Below are 20,104 nucleotides of genomic sequence, written 5' to 3'. Positions count from 1 at the left end.
GCGACGCGAGCATGAAGTCATGACCTCCTCCTCCACCGGCCCCGCCGCGATCGACGCGCGGGGCGTCGTCAAGAGCTTCGGCTCCGTCCATGCCGTCCGCGGCATCGACCTCTCGATCAAGCCGGGCGAGATCGTGGCGTTCCTCGGGCCGAACGGCGCGGGCAAGACCACGACGATCGACATGATCCTCGGCCTCACCACACCCGATTCCGGATCCATCGAGGTGTTCGGCCACAGCCCGCGCGGAGCAGTCGCCCGCGGTCTCGTCTCGGCGGTGCTCCAGACCGGCGGCCTACTGAAAGACCTGACCGTCCGCGAGACCGTCGAGCTCACGGCGAGCCTGTTCGCCGAGAAGCGTCCCGTCGACGAAGCGCTCGAGCGCGCCGGCATCCGGAGTCTCGCGAATCGACGCGTCGGCCTGTGCTCGGGCGGCGAGCAGCAGCGGCTGCGCTTCGCGATGGCGCTCGTGAGCGATCCCGCGCTGCTCATCCTCGACGAGCCGACCACGGGGATGGACGTCGAAGCGCGCCGCTCGTTCTGGAACGCGATCCGAGCGGATGCCGCCCGCGGACGCACCGTGATGTTTGCGACGCACTACCTCGACGAGGCCGACGAGTACGCCGACCGCATCGTGCTGATGCGCGGGGGAGAGATCGTCGCCGATGGCCCGACCTCCGAGATCAAGAACCTCGTGTCGGGACGCGTGGTTCACGCGACGCTTCCGGATGCCGACATCGCGGCGCTCGCGTCCGTGCCGGGCGTCGACTCGGTCGAGGCCGCCGGCGAGCGCGTCGCGATCCGCACGAGCGACTCCGACGCCCTCGCCCGGCTCCTGCTCACCACCACGGACGCGCGAGACCTCGAGATCACGGCCCAGAACCTCGAGAGCGTCTTCCTGACCCTCACTTCCGACACCGCCGCACCCGCCCAGAATGGAGCCGTCCGATGACCGCCATCTCCCTCGACCGCCCGGTCCCCGCGTTCGGCGGATTCACGCTGACCTACCTGCGGATCGAGCTGGTGCGCAAACTCCGCAACCCGCGCAGCATCTTCTTCACCGTGGCGTTCCCCGTGCTGATGTTCTTCATCGTCGGATACCAGTTGCTCGACGAGCCGTTGACCGGAACCCCGGTGGCATCCGGTGGCGTGTCGGTGGCCGCGTACATCATGGTCTCGATGGCGATGTACGGAACCATGATGTCGGCGACCCAGACCGGGGCGTCGGTCGCCGTGGAGCGCGCGCAGGGCTGGTCGCGGCAGTTGCGGCTCACTCCCCTCAACCCCGTCGCGAACGTCGTGGTCAAGATGCTCGCGGGAATGATGTTCGGGCTGGTGGCCGTCGTCGCGACCTACGCGGTGGCCGCGGGCGCCGGCGTACAGCTCGCCCCCGTGCAGTGGATCGCGACCGGTCTCGCGGCGTGGCTCCTCGCGAGTGCCGTGTTCACGACGCTGGGCCTCATGGTCGGTTACATGGTGCCGGGCGAGAACGCGGCGCAGATCACGAGCCTTGCGGTGGTGCTGCTGGCGTTCCTCGGCGGGCTGTTCTTCCCGCTGTCGTCGATGCCCGACTTCCTCCAGGTGATCGGCAAGCTGACGCCCGTGTACGGCATCGGCGAGCTCGCCCGGTCGCCCCTCACCGGCGATGCCTTCGACCTCGGCGCCCTGATCAATGCGGTGGTGTGGCTCGCGGTATTCGTCGCCGGGACTGTGTACTTCTTCCGCCGCGACACGCGGCGCGCGTGACACGCCTATCGTGAACGACGTGAGCATGACGACCGGCCCGGAGCGAGCGATCGTTCCGGGCCGTCGCCCGTTTCAGCGCGGGTGGCTGATCGGTTCGTCGGTCTCCCTGATCTGGACCTTCCCGACGCTGCTCACCCTCTGGGAAGAACCGGACCTGGCCCCGAAGGTCCTCGGAACCGCGATCGTCGTTGTTTTCGCCGCGCTGTTCATGGCGACCGCACCCCTCGCGCGCATCACCCCCTCATTCGGCCGCCGGTTGATTCCCCCCGTCGTGCTCTTCGCGCTGAGCCTGTCCCTCTGGCCGTGGCTCGGTGCCGACGTGCGCTGGTTGTGGACGTTCGTGGGCGTCTCCGTCGCCGTCTCGCGTATGGGATCCCGCACCATGTGGACGACCGTCGGCGTGCTGAGCGGGCTTTCATTCGTCGTGGGAGAGTGGAGCGAAGCCGACACTTTCACGAGCGTGCTCAACTCGGCGATCATCCTCTCCGTCTCGATGATGATGTTCAGCTTCATGCGAAACATCTCGACCCTCGAGCGTCTGCGCGATGCGCAGGCTCAGATCGCCGAACTCGCCGCCGAGAAGGAGCGCGGGCGCGTCGCGCGCGACGTCCACGACATCCTCGGCCACTCGCTCACGGTGATAACCGTGAAGGCGGAACTCGCGGGACGACTCCTGGATGCCGGCTCCCCGGCCGCTCGCGACGAGGTCGCCCAGATCGAAGAACTGGCGCGCGGTGCCCTCGCCGATGTCCGCGCGACGGTGCACGGGTACCGCGGCGTGAGCATCAGCGGCGAGCTCGCCGCCGCGCGAGCGGCGCTGGAGAGCGCCGGGGTCTCCGCCGACCTCCCCGGATCGACCGAGCAGGTTCCCGCCGACCGTCGCGAACTCGCCGGTTGGGTCGTCCGCGAGGCGGTGACCAACGTCATCCGTCATTCCGGTGCCACCGCCTGCCGGGTTCTGCTCGACGGGCGGTCGATCGAGGTGGCCGATGACGGCTGCGGCCCCTCGTCCACGGCATCCACCGGCTCGGGGCTGACGGGCCTTCGCGAGCGCGTCGAGACGTCCGGCGCTCGTCTGACCGTCGGCCGCAGCGATCTGGGCGGGTTCCGTGTGAGGGTGGCGTGGTGATCCGCCTCCTCATCGCCGACGACCAGGCTCTCGTCCGCGGCGCCCTGGCCGCGCTCCTCGGGCTCGAGTCCGACATCGAGGTCGTCGCGCAGGTCGGCCGCGGCGACGAGGTGGTCGAGGCCGCCCGCACCTCCCAGGCCGACGTCGCCCTGCTCGACATCGAGATGCCCGGAATCGACGGCATCGCCGCGGCATCCCTCCTCCGTTCGGAGGTCCCCGGATGCCGCGCCCTCATCGTCACCACCTTCGGACGCCCGGGCTACCTGGCGCGCGCCATGCAGGCCGGTGCGTCGGGATTCGTCGTCAAGGACACCCCCGCGACCGAACTCGCGGACGCCGTCCGGCGGGTCGCTCAGGGTCTGCGCGTCGTGGACCCGGCGCTGGCCGTGGAATCACTCGCCCAGGGGGATTCCCCCCTCACCGAGCGCGAGACCGACGTGCTCGCCGCGGCCCGATCCGGAGGCTCGATCGCCGACATCGCGCGGATGGTCCACCTCTCGGAGGGCACGGTCAAGAACCACCTGTCGAGCGCGATCGGCAAGACCGGCGGCCGGAACCGGGCGGATGCCGTGCGCGTGGCTGTGGAGCGGGGGTGGATGTAGCGAAACGCCTTGCCCGTTCGTTCACTCCGGCAGGAAAAGCGCCAGCGCCATCATCGGAGAAGCGAGGATGCCGGTCACTGCCGTCGCCACCGTCCACGACCCGTCGATGGAGAGCGTCCGCCCGCCCCCGCCCGGGTCTTTGGTCCCCGTGTAAGTGACGAGGTAGGGGATGTCGATGGTGGTCGCCATCTCGGTCGCGACGATCGCGAGCAGCATGAGCACCACCGCGACGAACACTGCGGCGATGACGGGGGAGAGCAGGGCGAGCACCAGGCGACCGACACGGAATCTCATCAGGCACCTCTCGCACGGCACGTCACGCCCGCTATAGCGCGGGGCGGACCGGGCGTCGCGCCCGGAGGCACCACACGCTAGTGAGCGCTGCGCATCAGCATCCGCGGATCCGCTCGCGTTTCACCCCCTCGAGCGCGAGCTTCCCCCGCGCGCGTGAAGGAAACCGCTCACCGCGCACGCACTGCCGCTCCTCACCATGTCGTTCGCGACCACCGCCTGGTATCGCGAACGACGCTGGAGAGCGAGTCTCATTCGGCAGCAGCGCCCACCCCGAACGCCACCGCCTCCTCCTCCGTCAGCATCCGCGAACGGATGAGGAATCGCATCCCCGTCGGCCCTTCGACCGAGAAGCCCGCGCCGCGCCCCGGCACGACGTCGATCGTCAGGTGCGTGAACTTCCAGTACTCGAACTGCGACTCCGACATGAAGACCTGGATCGGATCGTCGAGCCCGGCGTCGATGGTGCCCAACAACACGTCGCTGGGTCCGGTCAGGAACATCCCCACGGGGTAACACATCGGCGAGCTGCCGTCGCAGCACCCGCCCGACTGGTGGAACATCAGGGGGCCGTGCCTGGCCGTGAGATCGCGCAGCAGCGCAGCTGCGGCATCCGTCACATCCACACGGGAGAGCTGGGTCGCCATGTCCCACTCCTTTCGGTTCATGTCCCAAAATGTGTCGGTGTCGCGGCCGGTGACCGGCAATAAGTGGGACGAGGGTCAGCGCGGCAGTCGCAGGAGGGCCGACGGTCAGCGCGGCAGCTGCAGGGACGCCGCCGGTCACCGCGCCAGCCGCAACGGGCCCGGAGCGACGGCGACGAAAAGGGGTGTGACCCCCGGGACGAACCCGGGGGTCACGCGGGTCGGGATCGCCGCCACGACCCCGACACGGCCGATCAGAAGAAGCCCATCGCGCCTTCGGCGTACGACACGAGCAGGTTCTTCGTCTGCTGGTAGTGGTCGAGCATCCTGAGGTGGTTCTCACGGCCGATGCCCGACTGCTTGTATCCGCCGAACGCCGCGTGCGCGGGGTACTGGTGGTAGGTGTTCGTCCAGACGCGTCCGGCCTCGATCGCCCGGCCCGCGCGGTACGCGGTGTCGCCACTGCGGCTCCACACGCCGGCGCCGAGGCCGTAGAGGGTGTCGTTGGCGATCGAGATCGCGTCGTCGAAGTCGTCGAACGACGTCACCGACAGCACCGGTCCGAAGATCTCCTCTTGGAAGATGCGCATGTCGTTCGTGCCCTCGAACACCGTCGGGGCGACGTAGTAGCCGCCCGACAGGTCGCCGCCGAGGTCGACGCGCTCCCCGCCGGTGAGCAGCTTCGCGCCGCCCTGCTTGCCGATGTCGATGTACGACAGGATCTTCTCGAGCTGGTCGTTCGACGCCTGCGCGCCGATCATCGTCTCGGGGTCGAGCGGGTTGCCCTGACGTACCTTCTTGACGCGCTCGAGGCCGTCGCCGAGGAACTGGTCGTAGATCGACCGCTGGATGAGCGACCGCGACGGACACGTGCACACCTCGCCCTGGTTGAGGGCGAACATCGTGAAGCCCTCGAGCGCCTTGTCGTAATAGGCGTCGTCGGTGGTGCGGGCGACGTCCGCGAAGAAGACGTTGGGGCTCTTGCCACCGAGCTCGAGCGTCACCGGGATGAGGTTCTGCGACGCGTACTGCATGATCAGGCGACCGGTCGTCGTCTCACCCGTGAAGGCGATCTTGCGGATCCGCTTGTGCTGAGCGAGGGGCGCACCCGCCTCGATGCCGAACCCGTTGACGATATTGACGACGCCCGCGGGGAGCAGGTCGCCGATGATGTCGAACAGGAAGAGCAGGGATGCCGGGGTCTGCTCCGCCGGCTTGATCACGACGCAGTTGCCCGCGGCGAGGGCCGGGGCCAGCTTCCACGCGGCCATGAGGATCGGGAAGTTCCACGGGATGATCTGCCCGACCACGCCGAGCGGCTCGTTGAAGTGGTAGGCCACGGTGTTCTCGTCGAGCTGGCTGAGCGAGCCCTCCTGCGCCCGCAGCACGCCCGCGAAGTACCGGAAGTGGTCGACGGTCAGGGGGATGTCGGCGGCGAGGGTCTCGCGGACCGGCTTGCCGTTCTCCCACGTCTCGGCGACGGCGATCTTCTCGAGGTTCTCCTCGATCCGATCGGCGATCTTGTTCAGGATGACGCTGCGCTCGGCCGGAGTGGTCTTCTTCCAGCTCGCGAACGCCTTCCACGCGGCATCCACCGCCCGATCGATGTCGTGAGCGTCGCCGCGAGCCACCTCGCAGAAGGGCTTGCCGGTGACGGGGGTGATGTTCTCGAAGTACTCGCCGCTGTGCGGTTCGACCCACTCGCCGCCGATGTAGTGCCCGTACCGCGAGCGGTACTCGGCGACGGCCCCGCGGGTTCCGGGTGCGGCGTAGACGCTCGAGACGCCTTCTTCGACGATGGTCATGCGTGTCTCCTTCGACGGTCATGAGTCGCCGCGACGGCTTCGGGCGGCGATGCGCCGACGCTACGCCGGGGGAGGTTGCATCGGGTTGCACCGGGTTGCGACCGATCGCGGAGGAGCCGGGCGCGCCGAGATCACCCGATCGGCGCGGGATCACATGCATTTCCCTAGAAATGACGTGTGATCTCGGCGGCAGCGCGTGCTCTCGAGACTCCGGCGCGGTGGCGGCGCGAAAGCGTGCCCGACGGGCCGGCATCACGGGATGACGGATGCCACGACCCCGCGGCCGCGGGGTCCGTCACCGCCCGATGCGCTCAGGCGTCGGCGTCGGCCAGCACCGAGCGCAGCGGGGGGACGTTGACCTCGTGCAGGTCGACGTCATCGAGACGCTCGATACTCTGCACGCGCGGAGCGATCGCGCGGTCGTCGGCGACGATCCAGCTGCCCACGAGCAGGAACCGGTCGTTGCCCGCGGTGATCGGCCCGGTGAGAGCGAAGGTCTGGTGCGTGGGCGTGAGGAAGGTCACGCGGACGGGCGTGCCGTGGGGGAGCGTCGAGGGGTCGACGACATCAGCCTCGAGAGCCGGTTGCGGCGGATCGATCCCGAGGTCGATGCGCTGGATCTCGGAGCTGGTGGCGAGGATGACGTCGCCGACGAGGGGCTGACCGCCGACACCGATGCGCACGGTGCCCTCGAGGGCGTAGAGCCCGTAGCGCGGGGAACGGACGATCACGCGGGCGACATCGCCGGCCGAGACCTCGGCGAGCGCCTCACGGATGCGCGCCACATCGCGACGGGCGCGGGCTGCCGAGAAGATGTCAAGCGCTTTTTCGTCCATATGTTCACTGTAACCACGGCCTCCGACATCGGGCACCCGTGCGGCGCGTCGCCTGTGGACACGCGAGCGGCGATCGCCTCAGTCGCGTTCGAGCCGCTCGATGCGGGCGACCAGACCGGCGCGTTTCGGCGAGCGCGCGGGGAGCATCGACAGGCACAGTCGCAGCACGTCGTCGTCGTCGCGGCCGTCGAGCGTCTCGGCGTAGGCGAGAAGAACGTCGACCCCCGCCTCGGCGATGAGCGCCTCGCGCAGCGCCGAGCGCACCGATTCGCGCACCTCGACCACGCCCGGGGCGTCCGACTCCGGCAGCACGGGGCCGGAGTAGGCCGCCAGGGCGACGCGATGCGCCCCCCGGTCCAGCAGCGACAGCATGTGCTGCGCGTCGGTCTCGAGACCGTCGGGCAGGCGGTAGGGACGCGACGCCGGCACCAGCCGCGGCGCGACCGGCACCAGCGCGCGGCGCAGTCGCACCATCTCGGGTCGGAGCGTCTCGACCGCCGCGTGCCCGTAAACGGCCTCGCTCAGGGCCTCGGCCGAGAGCCCCTCGCGGTGCACCGCCAGCAGCAGGAGGATCTCCGCGTGCCGCGCACTGAGCTCGAGCGTCGACCCGCCGACCTCGAGCAGAGCGCGGTCCCTCCCGAGGATGCGCAGGAGGGCACGCGACGGCGTCGAACGCTTCGGCGGCGGAGCCTGCTGCGCGCGCAACCTCGCGACGAGCAGTTCGCTCTCGACCGCCCGGGCCGTGGCATCCACGAGCAACTGCGCCTGCGGGGTGACGGCCTCGAGCCCTCCCGTGACGTCGATCACCCCGAGCAGTCGCCGCGTCTCGGGATCGTGGACGGGCGCGGCCGTACACGACCATGGCTGCACGAGCCGGTTGAAGTGCTCGGCCCCGCGGATCTGCACCGACCGGTCGAGGGTCAGGGCCGTTCCCGGCGCCGAGGTGCCCACGGCATCCTCGGCCCAGTTCGCTCCCGCGACGAAGCCCATGTCGCCCGTCAACGAGCGGATGTGGCGGTCGCCCTCGACCCAGAGCAGCCGCCCCGCCGCGTCGCCTACGGCGACGACGACGCCCGATTCCTCGGCGGTTCCGGGCAGCAGCAGGGCCCGGATCATGTCCATGACCCCGGCGAGAGGGTGGGCGCTGCGGTACGCGTCGAGCTCGTCGCTGGCGAAGTCGAGGCTCGGAAGACCCTCGGGACCGACGAGGGATGCCAGCGACCGCCGCCACGAATCCTGCACGAGCGGGCGCACGTCGGCGAGCCGTCGGTCGTCGTTGCCGGCGAGGAGTTCGTCGTGGGCGCGCGCGATGAGCAGCCCCGAGGTCTCGGGGGAGATCGGCGGTCGCGACCACGGTGAGGGCACGGGACTCCCATCGGCGGTGACGGAGGTGGGTCTCAGTGTAAGTCGGGCGGGGGCCGAACGGCAGGGGTCAGGGCGCGTTGCTCTCCGGGGGGTCGCCCCAGGAGACGACCCGTGCGCGCCGCAGCGGCACCACCCCGGGCGCCAGCACATGCGGGATGCCGTGGAACCACGCCCCGCTCACCCCGCGGCGCGCGCACTCCTCGAGCCAGACGCGGTTCTGCGCCGTCGTGGTCACGGCGGCGCGGTGCGACGCCCGGTCGAACGGTCGGACCTCGCGTGGATCGAGGGGATCGCCGGTGGCCGTCAGCGTGCGATCGACGACGACGGTGCCCTCCGGGAGGTCCGCGGCCGGGATGGCCCAGAACTCCATCGGCGGGCGCTCCCGACCGCGGATCTCGCGCCACGCCGACCAGATCGCGTGCGGGTGCACGGGCGAGAGGAAGACGACCTCCGTCCACGAGCGCCCGAGTCCCGGGATCACCGTGTCGCGCAGACGCCGCCGCTCCGGGGTGTCGTCGTACTTCGCGAGGGCGCGCCGATGCGCCTCGGGATCGACGCCCGCCAGGTCGCTCAGGGGCAGCAGCGAGGACGTGCCCGCCACGAGCTCGATTCGGGCGTGGAAGACGTGACCAGCGGCATCCATCCCCCCACCCTGACGGTGAGAACGGTTCCCGATCAGCGGAAAACGCCGTCAACCCCCGCCCCGGGAGAGAGATCGTGGACGCACGGTGGATTCACTGAGAGAAAGGGATGCCATGAAGGCAGTGCAGTATCGCGAGATCGGCAAGGGCCCCGAGGTGGTCGACATCGAGGAGCCCCACGCGGGCCCGGGCCAGGTGCGACTGAAGGTCACGGCCGCGGGGCTGTGCCACTCGGACTGGTTCGTGATGGACCTTCCCGAAGACCAGTACACCTACGGTCTGCCGCTCACGCTCGGCCACGAGGGAGCCGGCATCGTCGACGAGCTCGGCGAGGGCGTCGAGGGCGTGCAGATGGGCGCGGCGTACGCCATCTACGGCCCCTGGGGCTGCGGTCGCTGCCACGCCTGCGCGCAGGGCGCGGAGAACTACTGCCCCTACGCGGCCGAGATGGGCATCACCCCTCCGGGACTGGGCAGCCCCGGAGCGATGGCCGAGTACGTCATCGTCGACGATCCGCGCCACCTCGCGCCCCTCGGCGACCTCGACCCCGTCGAGACCGTGTCGCTGACCGACGCGGGACTCACGCCGTACCACGCGATCGTTGCGGCGAAGGAGAAGCTCTACCCCGGAGCCACGGCCGTCGTGATCGGCGTCGGCGGTCTCGGACACGTGGGCGTGCAGATCCTGCGCGCCATCACCCAGGCCACCGTCATCGCCGTCGACCTCGGCGAGGACAAGCTCGCCCTCGCCCGCGAGGTCGGGGCGCACCACACCGTGACCTCCGACGAGCACGCCGCCGAGCGCATCCGCGAGCTCACGAACGGCCTCGGCGCCACCGCCGTGTTCGACTTCGTCGGCGTGCAGCCCACCATCGACCTCGCGCGCGCCGTCGCCGGGCTCGACAGCTTCATCCACATCGTCGGCATCGGTGGCGGCATCCTTCCCGCCGGCTTCTTCTCCACGCCGATGGGCGCGGCCGTCCGCGCGCCGTACTGGGGAACGCGCAGCGAGCTGATCGAGGTCCTCGACCTCGCCCGCAGCGGCGCGGTCGGCGTGCACGTCGAGCGCTACGGCTTCGACGGCGCCGTGGAGGCCTACGGCAAGCTGCACAAGGGACAGGTGCGCGGTCGCGCCGTCGTCGTCCCCTGACGCAAGCCTCGAGGGGGCGGCATCCGATCGACGGATGCCGCCCCTTCTGCGTGTCTGGCTGGGAAGAAACCTCGAGTCTCACACTACGCACTACTGCGCACTGCGTGGTACTGTCCGTGGCAGAGAAGCGAAGGGGGCCGCGTGGATACGACGCAGCTGTTGAAAGGGGTGCTGGATGCCGCCGTACTGGCGGTGGTGCAGCACGACGACGGGTACGGCTACGACATCGTGCGGCGCCTGCGCGAGGCGGGTCTCGGCGAGGTCGGCGATGCATCGGTGTACGGGACGCTTCGGCGTCTGTACTCCGCCGGCGCACTGTCGAGCTACGTCGTGCCGTCCGAGGGAGGACCGCACCGCAAGTACTACGCCATCAACCCGCAGGGCCGCGAGCTGCTCGACGCCCAGCGCGCCAGCTGGACGCACTTCTCCTCCGCCATGACGAGCCTGCTCGACGACACCACTCCCACCCCGAAGCTGCGCGCGATCGGAGACGCACGATGATCACCACGACCGTCCACGACGACATCCGCGCCTTCGCCGCCGCGGTCCGCTCGCACCTTGACGACCTGCCCGCCGACGAGGTCGACGACCTGCTCGACGGGCTGGAAGCCGACCTGTCCGACCAGGCGTCCGAGGCGGGTGATGACTTCGAGCTTCCGGATGCCACGACCTACGCCGCCGAACTGCGTGCGGCCGCGGGACTCCCGGAACGCGGCAGCGTCGCCACCCCCAAGAAGCGCTTCGCCATCGTCGACGACGTGCGGCACGGATGGCGGGAGATCCACGACCGGGTCCGCGCCAACGCGGCCGGGGCATGGCTCCTCGACCTCCTCGTCTCGCTCCGGCCCGCGTGGTGGGTGCTGCGGGGCGTCGTGTTCTATCTCTGGATCTTCCTGTCGGTCATGTCGAGGCCGAGCACCGGCGGCATCCTCGACGCGTTCCTCACGCTGAGGTACAACCCGGTGTCGTGGGCCATCCTGCTGACCTCCCTGCTCGTCAGCATCCAGTGGGGCAGGGGACGCTGGGCCCCCTTCAGGTGGATCCGTGTGGTGCGAACGGTGTCGACGGTGATCGCGGTCATCGCGGTGCCCATGCTCGCGGGATCAATCTCGACGGCCATGACCCAACTGTTCACCGGCTGGGTCGACGCCCCGCAGGTCGGATACGAGACACCAGGTCTGGCGATCGACGGGCAGCGCATCCGCAACATCTACGCTTACGACGCCGCGGGCGACCCGATCACCGGAGTGCAACTGTTCGATCAGGACGGCAACCCGCTGCGTACGGTCCAGAGCGATGCGGCATCCGAGTCCTACGATCCGTACTTCGCCGGGGGTGGCGGTCCCGTCCCCGTTCCGGAGACGTACCCGGGCGCGGCCCCTCAGTGGAACGTCTTCCCTCTGCGCGAGGTCCCCGCCGGAGAATGGACCTGGGACGGCGTCGGAGGACTGTCCGCTGCCAGACTCCCCGCGTTCCCCTTCGACCGCGTGCAGCCTCTCCCCGAGCCCGATCGCTCGGCCGTCTCCACCGGCCTCGGCCCGACTCCGTCCAGCGGAGTCAGCCCGACCCCGCTCGTGCAGCCCACCGGATCGATCACCCCGTGACCGATCAGCCGCGGATCGTCAGCATCGACCTGACGCACCTCGTGATCGCCGCGCTCGCGCAGGTCGACGACGATGGCGATCAGCCCCACTGAGACAGGTGCCCGGTACGGATCTTCGGAGGAGTGGGGGCTTCCGAATGCCGTGCCGGGCACCGGCAATCGGCGTTATTCCGAATCGGGCATGTACCGACCGGCGCCCCAAACCGCAGACGCATCCGCTGCCGTGCTCCACCGCCGGCGTGTCACGCCCGCGATCCGGACGACGATCGCCGATCAATGACGAATCGGGCTCAGCCCCGCGCCGCCCACCAGGCCCGCAGGCGCTCCTCGGCCTCGTCCTCGCCGAGCACGCCCTCGTCGAGGCGCAGGTCGAGCAGGAAGCGGTACGCCTCGCCGACCTCGCGTCCCGGACGCAGGCCCAGGATCTCCTGGATGCGGTTGCCGTCGAGCTCGGGGCGGATCGCATCGATCTGCTCCTGCTCGCGCAGCGACGCGATGCGGGCTTCGATGTCGTCGTAGGCGGATGCCAGGCGCTGCGCCTTGCGCTTGTTGCGCGTGGTCACGTCGGCCCGCGTGAGGATGTGCAGGCGCTCGAGCTCGTCACCGGCGTCGCGCACGTAGCGGCGGACGGCGGCATCCGTCCACGCCCCCTCGGCGTAGCCGAAGAACCGCAGGTGCAGCTCGACCAGGCGCGAGACGACCGTCGTGGTCGCCGCGTCGAAGCGCAGCGCCTGCAGGCGCTTGCGGGCCATGCGCGCGCCCTTGATGTCGTGGTGGTGGAAGGTGACCCCGCCCCCGGTCTCGAGGCGCCGTGTGGCGGGCTTGCCGATGTCGTGCAGCAGCGCCGCCAATCGCAGGGGCACGTCGGGGGCGGCATCCGGATGCCGCTTCTTCTCGAGCGCGATCGCCTGGCGCAGCACAGTGAGCGAGTGCTCATAGACGTCTTTGTGGTGGTGGTGCTCGTCGACCTCGAGGCGCAGCGCCGGCACCTCGGGCAGGAACTCCTCGATCAGGCCGGTCTCGACGAGCACGCGGATCCCGCGCACCGGATCGTCGGTCTGCAGCAGACGCACCAGCTCGGCCTGCACGCGCTCGGGGCTGACGATGGCGAGAGACGCCCGCAGCTCGGCGATCGCATCGAGCGTCGCGGGGTCGACCGCGAAGTCGAGCTGCGACGAGAACCGGGCCGCGCGCAGCATGCGCAGCGGGTCGTCGCCGAAGCTGACGGCCGGATCGATGGGGGTGCGCAGGCGCCCGGCGAGCAGGTCTTCGACGCCGCCCGTCGGGTCGACGAGGGTGCGCGCGGGGACGCGCAGGGCCATCGCGTTCACGGTGAAATCACGGCGGCTGAGGTCGGCCTCGAGGGTGTCGCCGAACTCGACGGTCGGCTTGCGGGTGACGCCGTCGTAGCTGTCGGCGCGGAACGTCGTGATCTCGACCTGCTCGCCCTTGACGCGTGCGCCGATGGTTCCGAAGGCGCGACCGACGTCCCACTGCACCGACGAGATGGGCTTCACGAGGGCGAGGATCTCGTCGGGACGCGCATCGGTCGTGAAATCGAAGTCGTGGGTGATGCGACCCAGCAGGGCGTCGCGAACCGGGCCGCCGACGATCGCCAGATCGCGGCCCGCGTCAGCGAAGGCGCGGGCGACGGCGGAGACGACGGGGTGCGCCGCGAGCTCCTCGAGGCGCGCGAGACCCTCGGCCATGTTCAGCATGCCTTCGAGCCTAACCGGGGGCGCCGACGGCGTCCGGCGGCCGTGGACGACCCGCGGGGCTCAGTCCTCGAACGAGAGGAACCCGGTCACCAGCAGTTCGCGCACGCGGGGGAGCACGTCGGCGCGCAGGTGCGCGGCGTCGACCTCCATGAGCTGCGCGATCGCATCCACGAGCGTGCCGACCGGCAGGTCGCCGTCGCAGGCCCCGACGAGAGCGGCCAGGGCCGGGTCGACCTCGATCGTGCGGGCGAAGCCGCCGCCCTGACGCAGCTCGATCACCGAGGGATCGCCTTCCCCGGGGCGATGGTGGCGGGCCTCGGTCACATCGGGTGCGACGCGCAGCACGCTGTCGGCGAGGTCGTCGTCGTCCAGGAGCGCCGCGCGGTCGTGCGCGGCCAGGCAGTCCGCAAGGTGCGGACCGAAGCCCGCCTCGCCCCCTCCCGCGACGCGCTCGTAGCGCGTGAGGGTGGGGCTGCCGGCGAGGGGCCTGCGCACGAGCACGTAGCCGAATCCCACCCCGGTCACCCCGCGCCGCGCGAAATCTTCAAGCCACGCCTCGACGAGGCGGGCGTAGGCCGGCGTCCCCGGGACGGTCCCCCCGTCGCGGACCCAGAGCTCCGCGTACGCCAGCGGATCGAGCACCTCGCGCTCGATCACCCAGGCGTCGAGGCCGTCGCCGACCCATCCACTGACGCGATCGAGCCCCGACTCGCCGTCGTGGTACTCCCAGTTTCCGAGCGACTGGGCGATCCCGCCCGGAGCGAGGTGCGCGCCGACCTCGCGGATCACCGTGGCGACGAGCGCATCGCCCTCCATCCCGCCGTCGCGGTACTCGTACGCCGGCACCCCCTCGACGCGCGGGGTGATGACGAACGGGGGATTGGATGCCACCCGGTCGAACGTCTCGTCACCCACCGGTTCGAACAGCGAACCGAGGCGAGTGTCGATCCCGTCGACGTCGTTGAGCAGGGCGTTGAGGCGGGTGAAGCGCAGGGCGCGCTCCGAGATGTCCGTCGCGACGACGCGGTCGACCAGACGCCGCAGACGCAGGGCCTGGATGCCGCATCCGGTGCCCAGGTCGAGCGCCGTGCCCCCGCGACGGGTCAGCTGCAGCCGGGCGAGGGTCTGCGAGGCCCCTCCCACGCCGAGGACGTGGTCCTCGGGCAGCGGCCCGCCCAGCGCGGCCTCGTCGAGGTCGCTGGCGATCCACCACTCCACCTCGCCCTCCTCGTCGGCGAAGGCCTGCGGGCGCACCAGCACGGCGGGCCGCACCCTCCCCGCGTCTGCGTCGAGGGCGACGAGGCCCAGCGCGGCAGCGCCGTCGACGCCGAGCGTTGGCAGCGCCGCGTCCGCCTCGGCACGCGACACGGTCAGACCCAGTCCCCACAGGCGACCGAGCACCGCGAGGGCGTCGTCGCGGCCGGCGAGGGCGCGCTCCGCCGGCCCGCGCAGACCGCGAGCGACCGCGTCGTCGGCCTGAGCGCCCCAGGCGTCCCGCAGCGCGGCGCTGGCGTAGCCCGCCGCACGCAGGTCGGAGGCGAGGGCGTGACAGAGCTGGACGTCGGGTTCGGGGAGCACCGGTCCATTCAACCGTCTGCGCGAGGCTTTCGGCGGGCGTGAAGGCACGCGGCCTAGACTCGTCGCGGTACGAGGACCCGCCCCCTCGTTCCACCGACGCTCGTATGACCGTGACTTCCCCGCCTTCGGGCTCACCCGTGCCGCGGCGCCCTCGCACGCGCCGACTGCTGGCGACCCTCGCAACGCTCGCGCTGGCCCTCGGAATCGCCGCGCCCGCAACGGCGGCCGCCGCCGCCGAGGCCACGCCGTCGCCCTCAGCATCCGCCTCCCCCGCGACCCTGGCCGCGGCCCCGGCGGCCAACGGCATCCTGCGCTCCGGCGATTCGCTCTCGGTCGTCGCGACGCTCTCGGCGGGATCGACGGGCACGACCTCGACGCCCGTCGCGCTCTCGCTCGGACGCGGTGCGCTCACCGACGACGCGGCCCTCCAGCGGTGGCTGAGCGGCGACGCGACCGGGGTGAGCGTGCAGCAGGTGGCGACGGGGACGGTGGATGCCACGTCCTCCGGGTCCCAGACCACGACGACGCTCTCCGTGCCGGCGACCGACGCCTCGCTGGCCGGTCTCGCGGCGGGTGTCTACCCGGTGCAGGTGACCGCGGCAGGTCTCTCGGCGACGAGCGTCATCGTCGTGCCCGCCGACACGGGGGCGCAGACCCCCATCGCCCTCGTGGTCCCCATCACCGCGGCGCCGATGACCCGGGGCCTGCTCACGGCGAACGAACTCGCGGAGCTCACGGCCGTCGACGGCGCGCTGTCGGCCCAGCTCGACGCGGTCGACGGCACGGGAGCGACCCTGGCGGTGGATCCCGCGATCCCCGCCGCCATCCGGGTGCTCGGTTCCGCGGCACCGCCGACCGCGGTGGCGTGGCTGCAGCGTCTGCTCGGACTCCCCAACGATCGTTTCGCCCTGCAGTTCGGCGACTCCGACGTCGCGTCGCAGCTGCGGGCGGGTCTATCCGGACCGCTGGCCCCCACGTCGTTGCAGACGTACATGAGCGCCGCCGACTTCACTCAGCCGGCGCCGGCCGTCTCGGCCGCGTCGACCCCCGACCCCTCACCCGCGAGCACCCCGGGGCAGCCGACCTACCCCTCCACCGCGGCGCTGCTCGACATCGGCACCTCGACGCCGAACGTGTACTGGCCCGCGACGGGTTCGGCGGGCTCCGACACCGTCGCCGCCCTCGGCGCCCTCGGCAGCGCCGACGATCCCGCGCACGTTCTCGTGCCCTCCACGAGCGTGGCCGGGGGAGCACGTCAGGCCGCCGCCGCCGTCGGGGGAGTGTCGACGCCCGTCTACGACGCCGAGGTGTCGCGCGCCCTCGCCGATGCGGCCGGGCAGAACGACGCCACCTTCCGCGGGGCCTCCCTCGCGGCCGCACAGGGATACCTCGCGCTCGCCCGCGCGACGACCGGAGCACAGCCCGTGCTGGCCGTACTCGACCGCGGCACCGACCGCTCCCGCGTGAGCCTGCGGGCCACGCTGGGTCTCATCGCCACCGCCCCGGGATTCGCGGGCTCGCGTCTGGCCGCCGTCGCCTCGTCGCCGGCATCCGAGATCACCCTCACCGATCCCGTCGTCGACGACGCGCGCGTCGGCGATGTCGGCGCACTGCTCGACGACGAGCAGGTCATCGACCGCTTCGCGACCATCCTCGACCAGCCCGAATTGCTCACCGGTCGCGAGCGCGCCGAGGTGCTGCAGGTCACCAGCATCTCGTGGACGGGGGATGCCGCCCGCCAGGCCGTGTCGGACCACCGCGACGCGACGCGCACGACGCTCGACTCGGTCGGCATCCTGTCATCCGACTTCCGGCTCGTGAGCTCGAGCGCTCCGCTCCGGCCCTGGGTGCGCAACGACCTGCCCTGGCCGGTCACGGTGGTGCTCTCGGTGCGCCCCGACGATGCGCGTCTGCGCGTGCAGCCCCGCACGACCGTCGACGCCCAGGCCTCCGCGAACACGCGCGTCGAGGTCCCCGTCGAGGCCCGCATCGCCAACGGCGAGGTGAGCGTCGACCTGCAGCTGTTCAGCCCCACGGGAGAGCCGATCGGACAGCCGCAGGCGGTCGACGTCGAGGTGCGCGCCGAGTGGGAGAGCATCGGACTGATCGTCATCATCGTCCTGGTCGTCGCGTTCCTCAGCCTCGGGGTCGTGCGCACCGTCGCGCGGCGTCGTCGGGCCGCCGCGGCCCCGCCCGACGACGCCGAGCCCCCGCTCGACGGCGTGGGGAACAAGGATCCGGATGCCGACGGGCGCGGCGCAGCCGATCCCGAAGACGACGAACACATCGACCTCGAGCAGGAGACGCGCCCGTGAGCAGTATCGGACGGGCGAGTGTGCTCATCGGGGCCGGCACGATCGTGTCGCGCGTCAGCGGTCTGCTGCGACAGGTGGTCCTGGTGGCCATCGTCGGGTCGGTGCAGAGCTACGCGGGCGACGCGTTCGGCCTCGCCAACTCGCTGCCCAACAACATCTACGCCCTCATCTCGACCGGCGTGCTGACGGCCGTCATCGTCCCGCAGATCGTCAAGGCCGCGACGCACGCGGACGGGGGCCGGGCCTTCATCTCCAAGCTCTTCACGCTCGGCACGGTCATCCTGCTGGCCACCACGGCCGTGGCGATGATCGCCGCACCCTGGATCGTGTCGCTGTACACGCCCGCGACGACCGCACCCGATCAGATCGCCCTCGCCACCGCGTTCGCGTACTGGTGTCTTCCGCAGATCTTCTTCTACGGTCTGTACGCCCTGCTCGGTGAGATCCTCAACGCGCGGAAGGTCTTCGGGCCTTACACCTGGGCGCCGATCGTCAACAACGTCGTCTCCCTCGTCGGCTTCGGCGTCTTCCTGCTCATCTTCGGCGGGCCCAACACCGCGGTCGCGCAGTGGACCCCCGGCATGATCGCGCTGCTCGGCGGAGTCGCCACGGGCGGGATCGTGCTGCAGACCGTCGTCCTGCTCGTCTTCTGGCGCCGAGCAGGATTGCGGGTACGTCCCGACTTCCAGTGGCGGGGTGTGGGACTGCGTCACATCGGTCGCCTCGCCGGATGGACCTTCCTCATGGTCATCGTCGGCCAGCTGGCGGGCATCGTGCAGAGCCGCGTGCTCTTCGAAGCGACCGGGAACGGCCCCGCCGTGCTCGCCTCGCAGAACGCCTGGCTCGTCTTCATGCTCCCGTATTCGCTCATCGTGCTCTCGATCGGAACCCCGTACTTCACGCAGTTGAGCGAGCATGCGACGGCCGGTCGAGACGATCGGGTGCGCGACGACATCATCCGCAGCATCCGCGTCCTGGGCCTGTTCATCGTCGCCGCCACCGCGGCTCTGGTCGCCGCGGCCGTTCCGGCGTCCCGCATCTTCACGAACGACGCGTCCGAGGCGGTCGCCGCCGCGCCGGTGCTGCTGTGCTTCCTCGCGTGCCTCCTGCCCCTCGCGGTGCTGTTCGTCATCCAGCGCACGTTCTACGCCTACAACGACACCCGCACGCCGTTCTTCTTCACGCTCGTACAGGGCGTCCTCGTCGTGCTCACCGCCCTCGCCGCCGCCGGGGCACTGGGGGCGGGGCTCCTTCCCGTCACGCAGCTCGCCGCCGCCGTCGCGCTGGGACAGTCGATCTCGAGCATCGTGCAGGTCGTGATCGCGACGGCCATCCTGAACCGTCGGCTTGGGGGCATCGGCATCCGTTCGTGGCTCCTCCCGCTGGTCCGCTTCGTGCTCGTCGGCATCCCGGCCGGGGCGGCCGGGTGGGCCGTCGTGCTGCTCTGCGGCGGTCCGGAGGGCTGGCTCTCGGCGGACCGCCTGACCGGGGCGCTCGGTGCCGGGCTCATCGGCGCCGTCGTCCTCGCCGTCTACATCGGCATCCTTGCTCTGTTCCGCACACCCGAGCTCACTCCCGCGATCGCGCTCGGCCGACGGTTCCTCCCCAAGCGCTAGCCCCCCGCCCCCGGAATACCCCAGGGCTAGCATGGGTTTCATCCGGCGGAATCAACGAAGGGAACGCGCTACCGTGCGTCACGTCATCATCATCGGATCCGGCCCGGCCGGCTACACGGCCGCCATTTACGCGGCCCGAGCCAACCTCGAGCCCCTCGTCGTCGCGAGCTCCGTCGAGGCCGGCGGCGACCTCATGAACACCACCGAGGTCGAGAACTTCCCCGGCTTCCCCGACGGCATCCAGGGCCCCGACCTCATGGCGAAGATGCAGGCGCAGGCCGAGCGCTTCGGTGCACAGGTGCTCTACGACGACGTCGTGTCGCTCGAGCTCGACGGTCCCGTCAAGAAGGTCACCCTCGGCAGTGGCAAGGTCGAGGAGGCCGTCTCCGTCATCTACGCGACCGGCTCGGCCTACCGCAAGCTCGGCCTCGAGGGTGAAGACCGCCTCTCCGGCCGCGGTGTCTCGTGGTGCGCCACCTGCGACGGCTTCTTCTTCCGCGACCGCACGATCGCGGTCGTCGGCGGTGGCGACTCGGCCATGGAAGAGGCGAACTTCCTCACCAAGTTCGCGTCGAAGGTCTACATCATCCACCGCAAAGACACGCTGCGCGCGTCGAAGATCATGCAGGAGCGCGCGTTCGCGAATCCCAAGATCGAGTTCATCTGGAACAGCGCCGTCGACGAGATCCTCGGAGAGGATGCCGTGAACGGTGTCCGTCTGCGGTCGACGGTCGACGACACCCTGCGCGAGCTCCCGCTCGACGGTCTGTTCGTCGCGATCGGCAACGACCCCCGCACGCACCTCGTGCACGACAAGCTCCAGCTGACCGACCAGGGCACCATCTGGGTCGACGGACGTTCGTCGCGTACCTCGGTCGAGGGCGTCTTCGCGGCCGGCGACGTGATCGACCCCACTTACCGGCAGGCGATCACCGCGGCCGGGAGCGGAACCGTCGCCGCCCTCGACGTGGAGCACTTCCTCGCCGCGCGCGGTGAGGCCGGCGAGCCCGCCGTCGCCGAGAGCCCCATCGAGGGGCTTCCCGACGCGGCCGTGGTCTGAGGAACAAAT

18 protein-coding genes are annotated in these 20,104 nt (G+C 70.7%); 10 read left to right on the top strand and 8 right to left on the bottom strand.

Annotated elements, in window-relative coordinates; translation table 11 throughout:
- Window positions 1-19: 19 nt before the first annotated feature.
- From FB047_RS06725 to FB047_RS06710, 4 genes are read left to right on the top strand one after another with little or no spacing between them, the layout of a single operon-like run.
- The gene (locus FB047_RS06725; protein ID WP_136586401.1) at window positions 20-949 is read left to right on the top strand and encodes an ABC transporter ATP-binding protein; all 930 of its coding nucleotides are present in this window, start codon (window positions 20-22) and stop codon (window positions 947-949) included.
- On the top strand, window positions 946-1,743 hold the full coding sequence (locus FB047_RS06720) for an ABC transporter permease (RefSeq protein ID WP_136586400.1): 798 nt from the start codon (window positions 946-948) through the stop codon (window positions 1,741-1,743). The genes FB047_RS06725 and FB047_RS06720 overlap by 4 nt, the downstream gene beginning before the upstream one ends.
- Before the next feature lie 25 nt (window positions 1,744-1,768).
- Window positions 1,769-2,872 carry a sensor histidine kinase gene (locus FB047_RS06715; RefSeq protein ID WP_136586473.1) on the top strand — a complete coding sequence of 368 codons (1,104 nt, stop codon included), beginning with the start codon at window positions 1,769-1,771 and terminating at the stop codon, window positions 2,870-2,872.
- Window positions 2,869-3,474 carry a response regulator transcription factor gene (locus FB047_RS06710; protein ID WP_136586399.1) on the top strand — a complete coding sequence of 202 codons (606 nt, stop codon included), beginning with the start codon at window positions 2,869-2,871 and terminating at the stop codon, window positions 3,472-3,474. Before FB047_RS06715 ends, FB047_RS06710 begins: the two co-directional genes overlap by 4 nt.
- Before the next feature lie 21 nt (window positions 3,475-3,495).
- Here FB047_RS06710 and FB047_RS06705 read toward each other — a convergent pair whose 3' ends face one another.
- From FB047_RS06705 to FB047_RS06680, 6 genes are all read right to left on the bottom strand, one after another.
- The gene (locus tag FB047_RS06705; protein ID WP_136586398.1) at window positions 3,496-3,768 is read right to left on the bottom strand and encodes a hypothetical protein; all 273 of its coding nucleotides are present in this window, start codon (window positions 3,766-3,768) and stop codon (window positions 3,496-3,498) included.
- Between the two features lie 248 nt (window positions 3,769-4,016).
- Entirely contained in the window at window positions 4,017-4,412 is a 396-nt protein-coding gene (locus FB047_RS06700; RefSeq protein ID WP_136586397.1) for a DUF779 domain-containing protein, read from the bottom strand.
- 251 nt (window positions 4,413-4,663) lie between these two features.
- Window positions 4,664-6,214: an acetaldehyde dehydrogenase ExaC gene (gene exaC, locus FB047_RS06695; RefSeq protein WP_136586396.1), complete on the bottom strand. Its 1,551-nt coding sequence runs from the start codon at window positions 6,212-6,214 to the stop codon at window positions 4,664-4,666.
- Between the two features lie 311 nt (window positions 6,215-6,525).
- A complete protein-coding gene (locus tag FB047_RS06690) occupies window positions 6,526-7,050 on the bottom strand; it encodes a hypothetical protein (protein WP_136586395.1) in 525 nt (174 codons plus the stop codon).
- 78 nt (window positions 7,051-7,128) lie between these two features.
- Window positions 7,129-8,415 (bottom strand): GAF domain-containing protein, encoded by a 1,287-nt coding sequence (locus tag FB047_RS06685; protein WP_136586394.1) that lies wholly within the window; start codon window positions 8,413-8,415, stop codon window positions 7,129-7,131.
- A gap of 67 nt (window positions 8,416-8,482) precedes the next feature.
- Window positions 8,483-9,058, bottom strand: a complete 576-nt coding sequence (locus FB047_RS06680; protein ID WP_136586393.1) for a hypothetical protein — start codon at window positions 9,056-9,058, stop codon at window positions 8,483-8,485.
- Window positions 9,059-9,170: 112 nt separating this feature from the next.
- Between FB047_RS06680 and FB047_RS06675 the strand changes: the two genes are divergently transcribed.
- The 3 genes from FB047_RS06675 to FB047_RS06665 all read left to right on the top strand — a co-directional run bounded on the left by FB047_RS06675 (window position 9,171) and on the right by FB047_RS06665 (window position 11,809).
- On the top strand, window positions 9,171-10,205 hold the full coding sequence (locus FB047_RS06675) for an NAD(P)-dependent alcohol dehydrogenase (RefSeq protein WP_136586392.1): 1,035 nt from the start codon (window positions 9,171-9,173) through the stop codon (window positions 10,203-10,205).
- A 141-nt stretch (window positions 10,206-10,346) separates the two neighbouring features.
- The gene (locus FB047_RS06670) at window positions 10,347-10,706 is read left to right on the top strand and encodes a PadR family transcriptional regulator (RefSeq protein ID WP_136586391.1); all 360 of its coding nucleotides are present in this window, start codon (window positions 10,347-10,349) and stop codon (window positions 10,704-10,706) included.
- Window positions 10,703-11,809 (top strand): hypothetical protein, encoded by a 1,107-nt coding sequence (locus FB047_RS06665; RefSeq protein ID WP_136586390.1) that lies wholly within the window; start codon window positions 10,703-10,705, stop codon window positions 11,807-11,809. Before FB047_RS06670 ends, FB047_RS06665 begins: the two co-directional genes overlap by 4 nt.
- A 289-nt stretch (window positions 11,810-12,098) precedes the next feature.
- On the opposite strand, the gene FB047_RS06660 is transcribed toward FB047_RS06665, so the two are convergent.
- Window positions 12,099-13,526 (bottom strand): CCA tRNA nucleotidyltransferase, encoded by a 1,428-nt coding sequence (locus FB047_RS06660; RefSeq protein ID WP_136586389.1) that lies wholly within the window; start codon window positions 13,524-13,526, stop codon window positions 12,099-12,101.
- Between the two features lie 60 nt (window positions 13,527-13,586).
- Window positions 13,587-15,104 carry a DUF7059 domain-containing protein gene (locus FB047_RS06655; protein ID WP_136586388.1) on the bottom strand — a complete coding sequence of 506 codons (1,518 nt, stop codon included), beginning with the start codon at window positions 15,102-15,104 and terminating at the stop codon, window positions 13,587-13,589.
- 137 nt (window positions 15,105-15,241) lie between these two features.
- On the opposite strand from FB047_RS06655, the gene FB047_RS06650 reads away from it, so the two are divergent.
- From FB047_RS06650 to trxB, 3 genes are all read left to right on the top strand, one after another.
- A complete protein-coding gene (locus FB047_RS06650; protein ID WP_136586387.1) occupies window positions 15,242-17,419 on the top strand; it encodes a DUF6049 family protein in 2,178 nt (725 codons plus the stop codon).
- Window positions 17,416-19,035: a murein biosynthesis integral membrane protein MurJ gene (gene murJ / locus FB047_RS06645; protein WP_136586386.1), complete on the top strand. Its 1,620-nt coding sequence runs from the start codon at window positions 17,416-17,418 to the stop codon at window positions 19,033-19,035. Before FB047_RS06650 ends, murJ begins: the two co-directional genes overlap by 4 nt.
- Before the next feature lie 73 nt (window positions 19,036-19,108).
- Window positions 19,109-20,095 (top strand): thioredoxin-disulfide reductase, encoded by a 987-nt coding sequence (gene trxB, locus FB047_RS06640; RefSeq protein ID WP_136586385.1) that lies wholly within the window; start codon window positions 19,109-19,111, stop codon window positions 20,093-20,095.
- The last annotated feature ends 9 nt before the right edge of the window (window positions 20,096-20,104 follow it).

Source organism: Microbacterium hydrothermale (assembly GCF_004854025.1).
GTDB lineage: Bacteria > Actinomycetota > Actinomycetes > Actinomycetales > Microbacteriaceae > Microbacterium > Microbacterium hydrothermale.
This window is presented reverse-complemented; position numbering and strand designations above follow the sequence as displayed.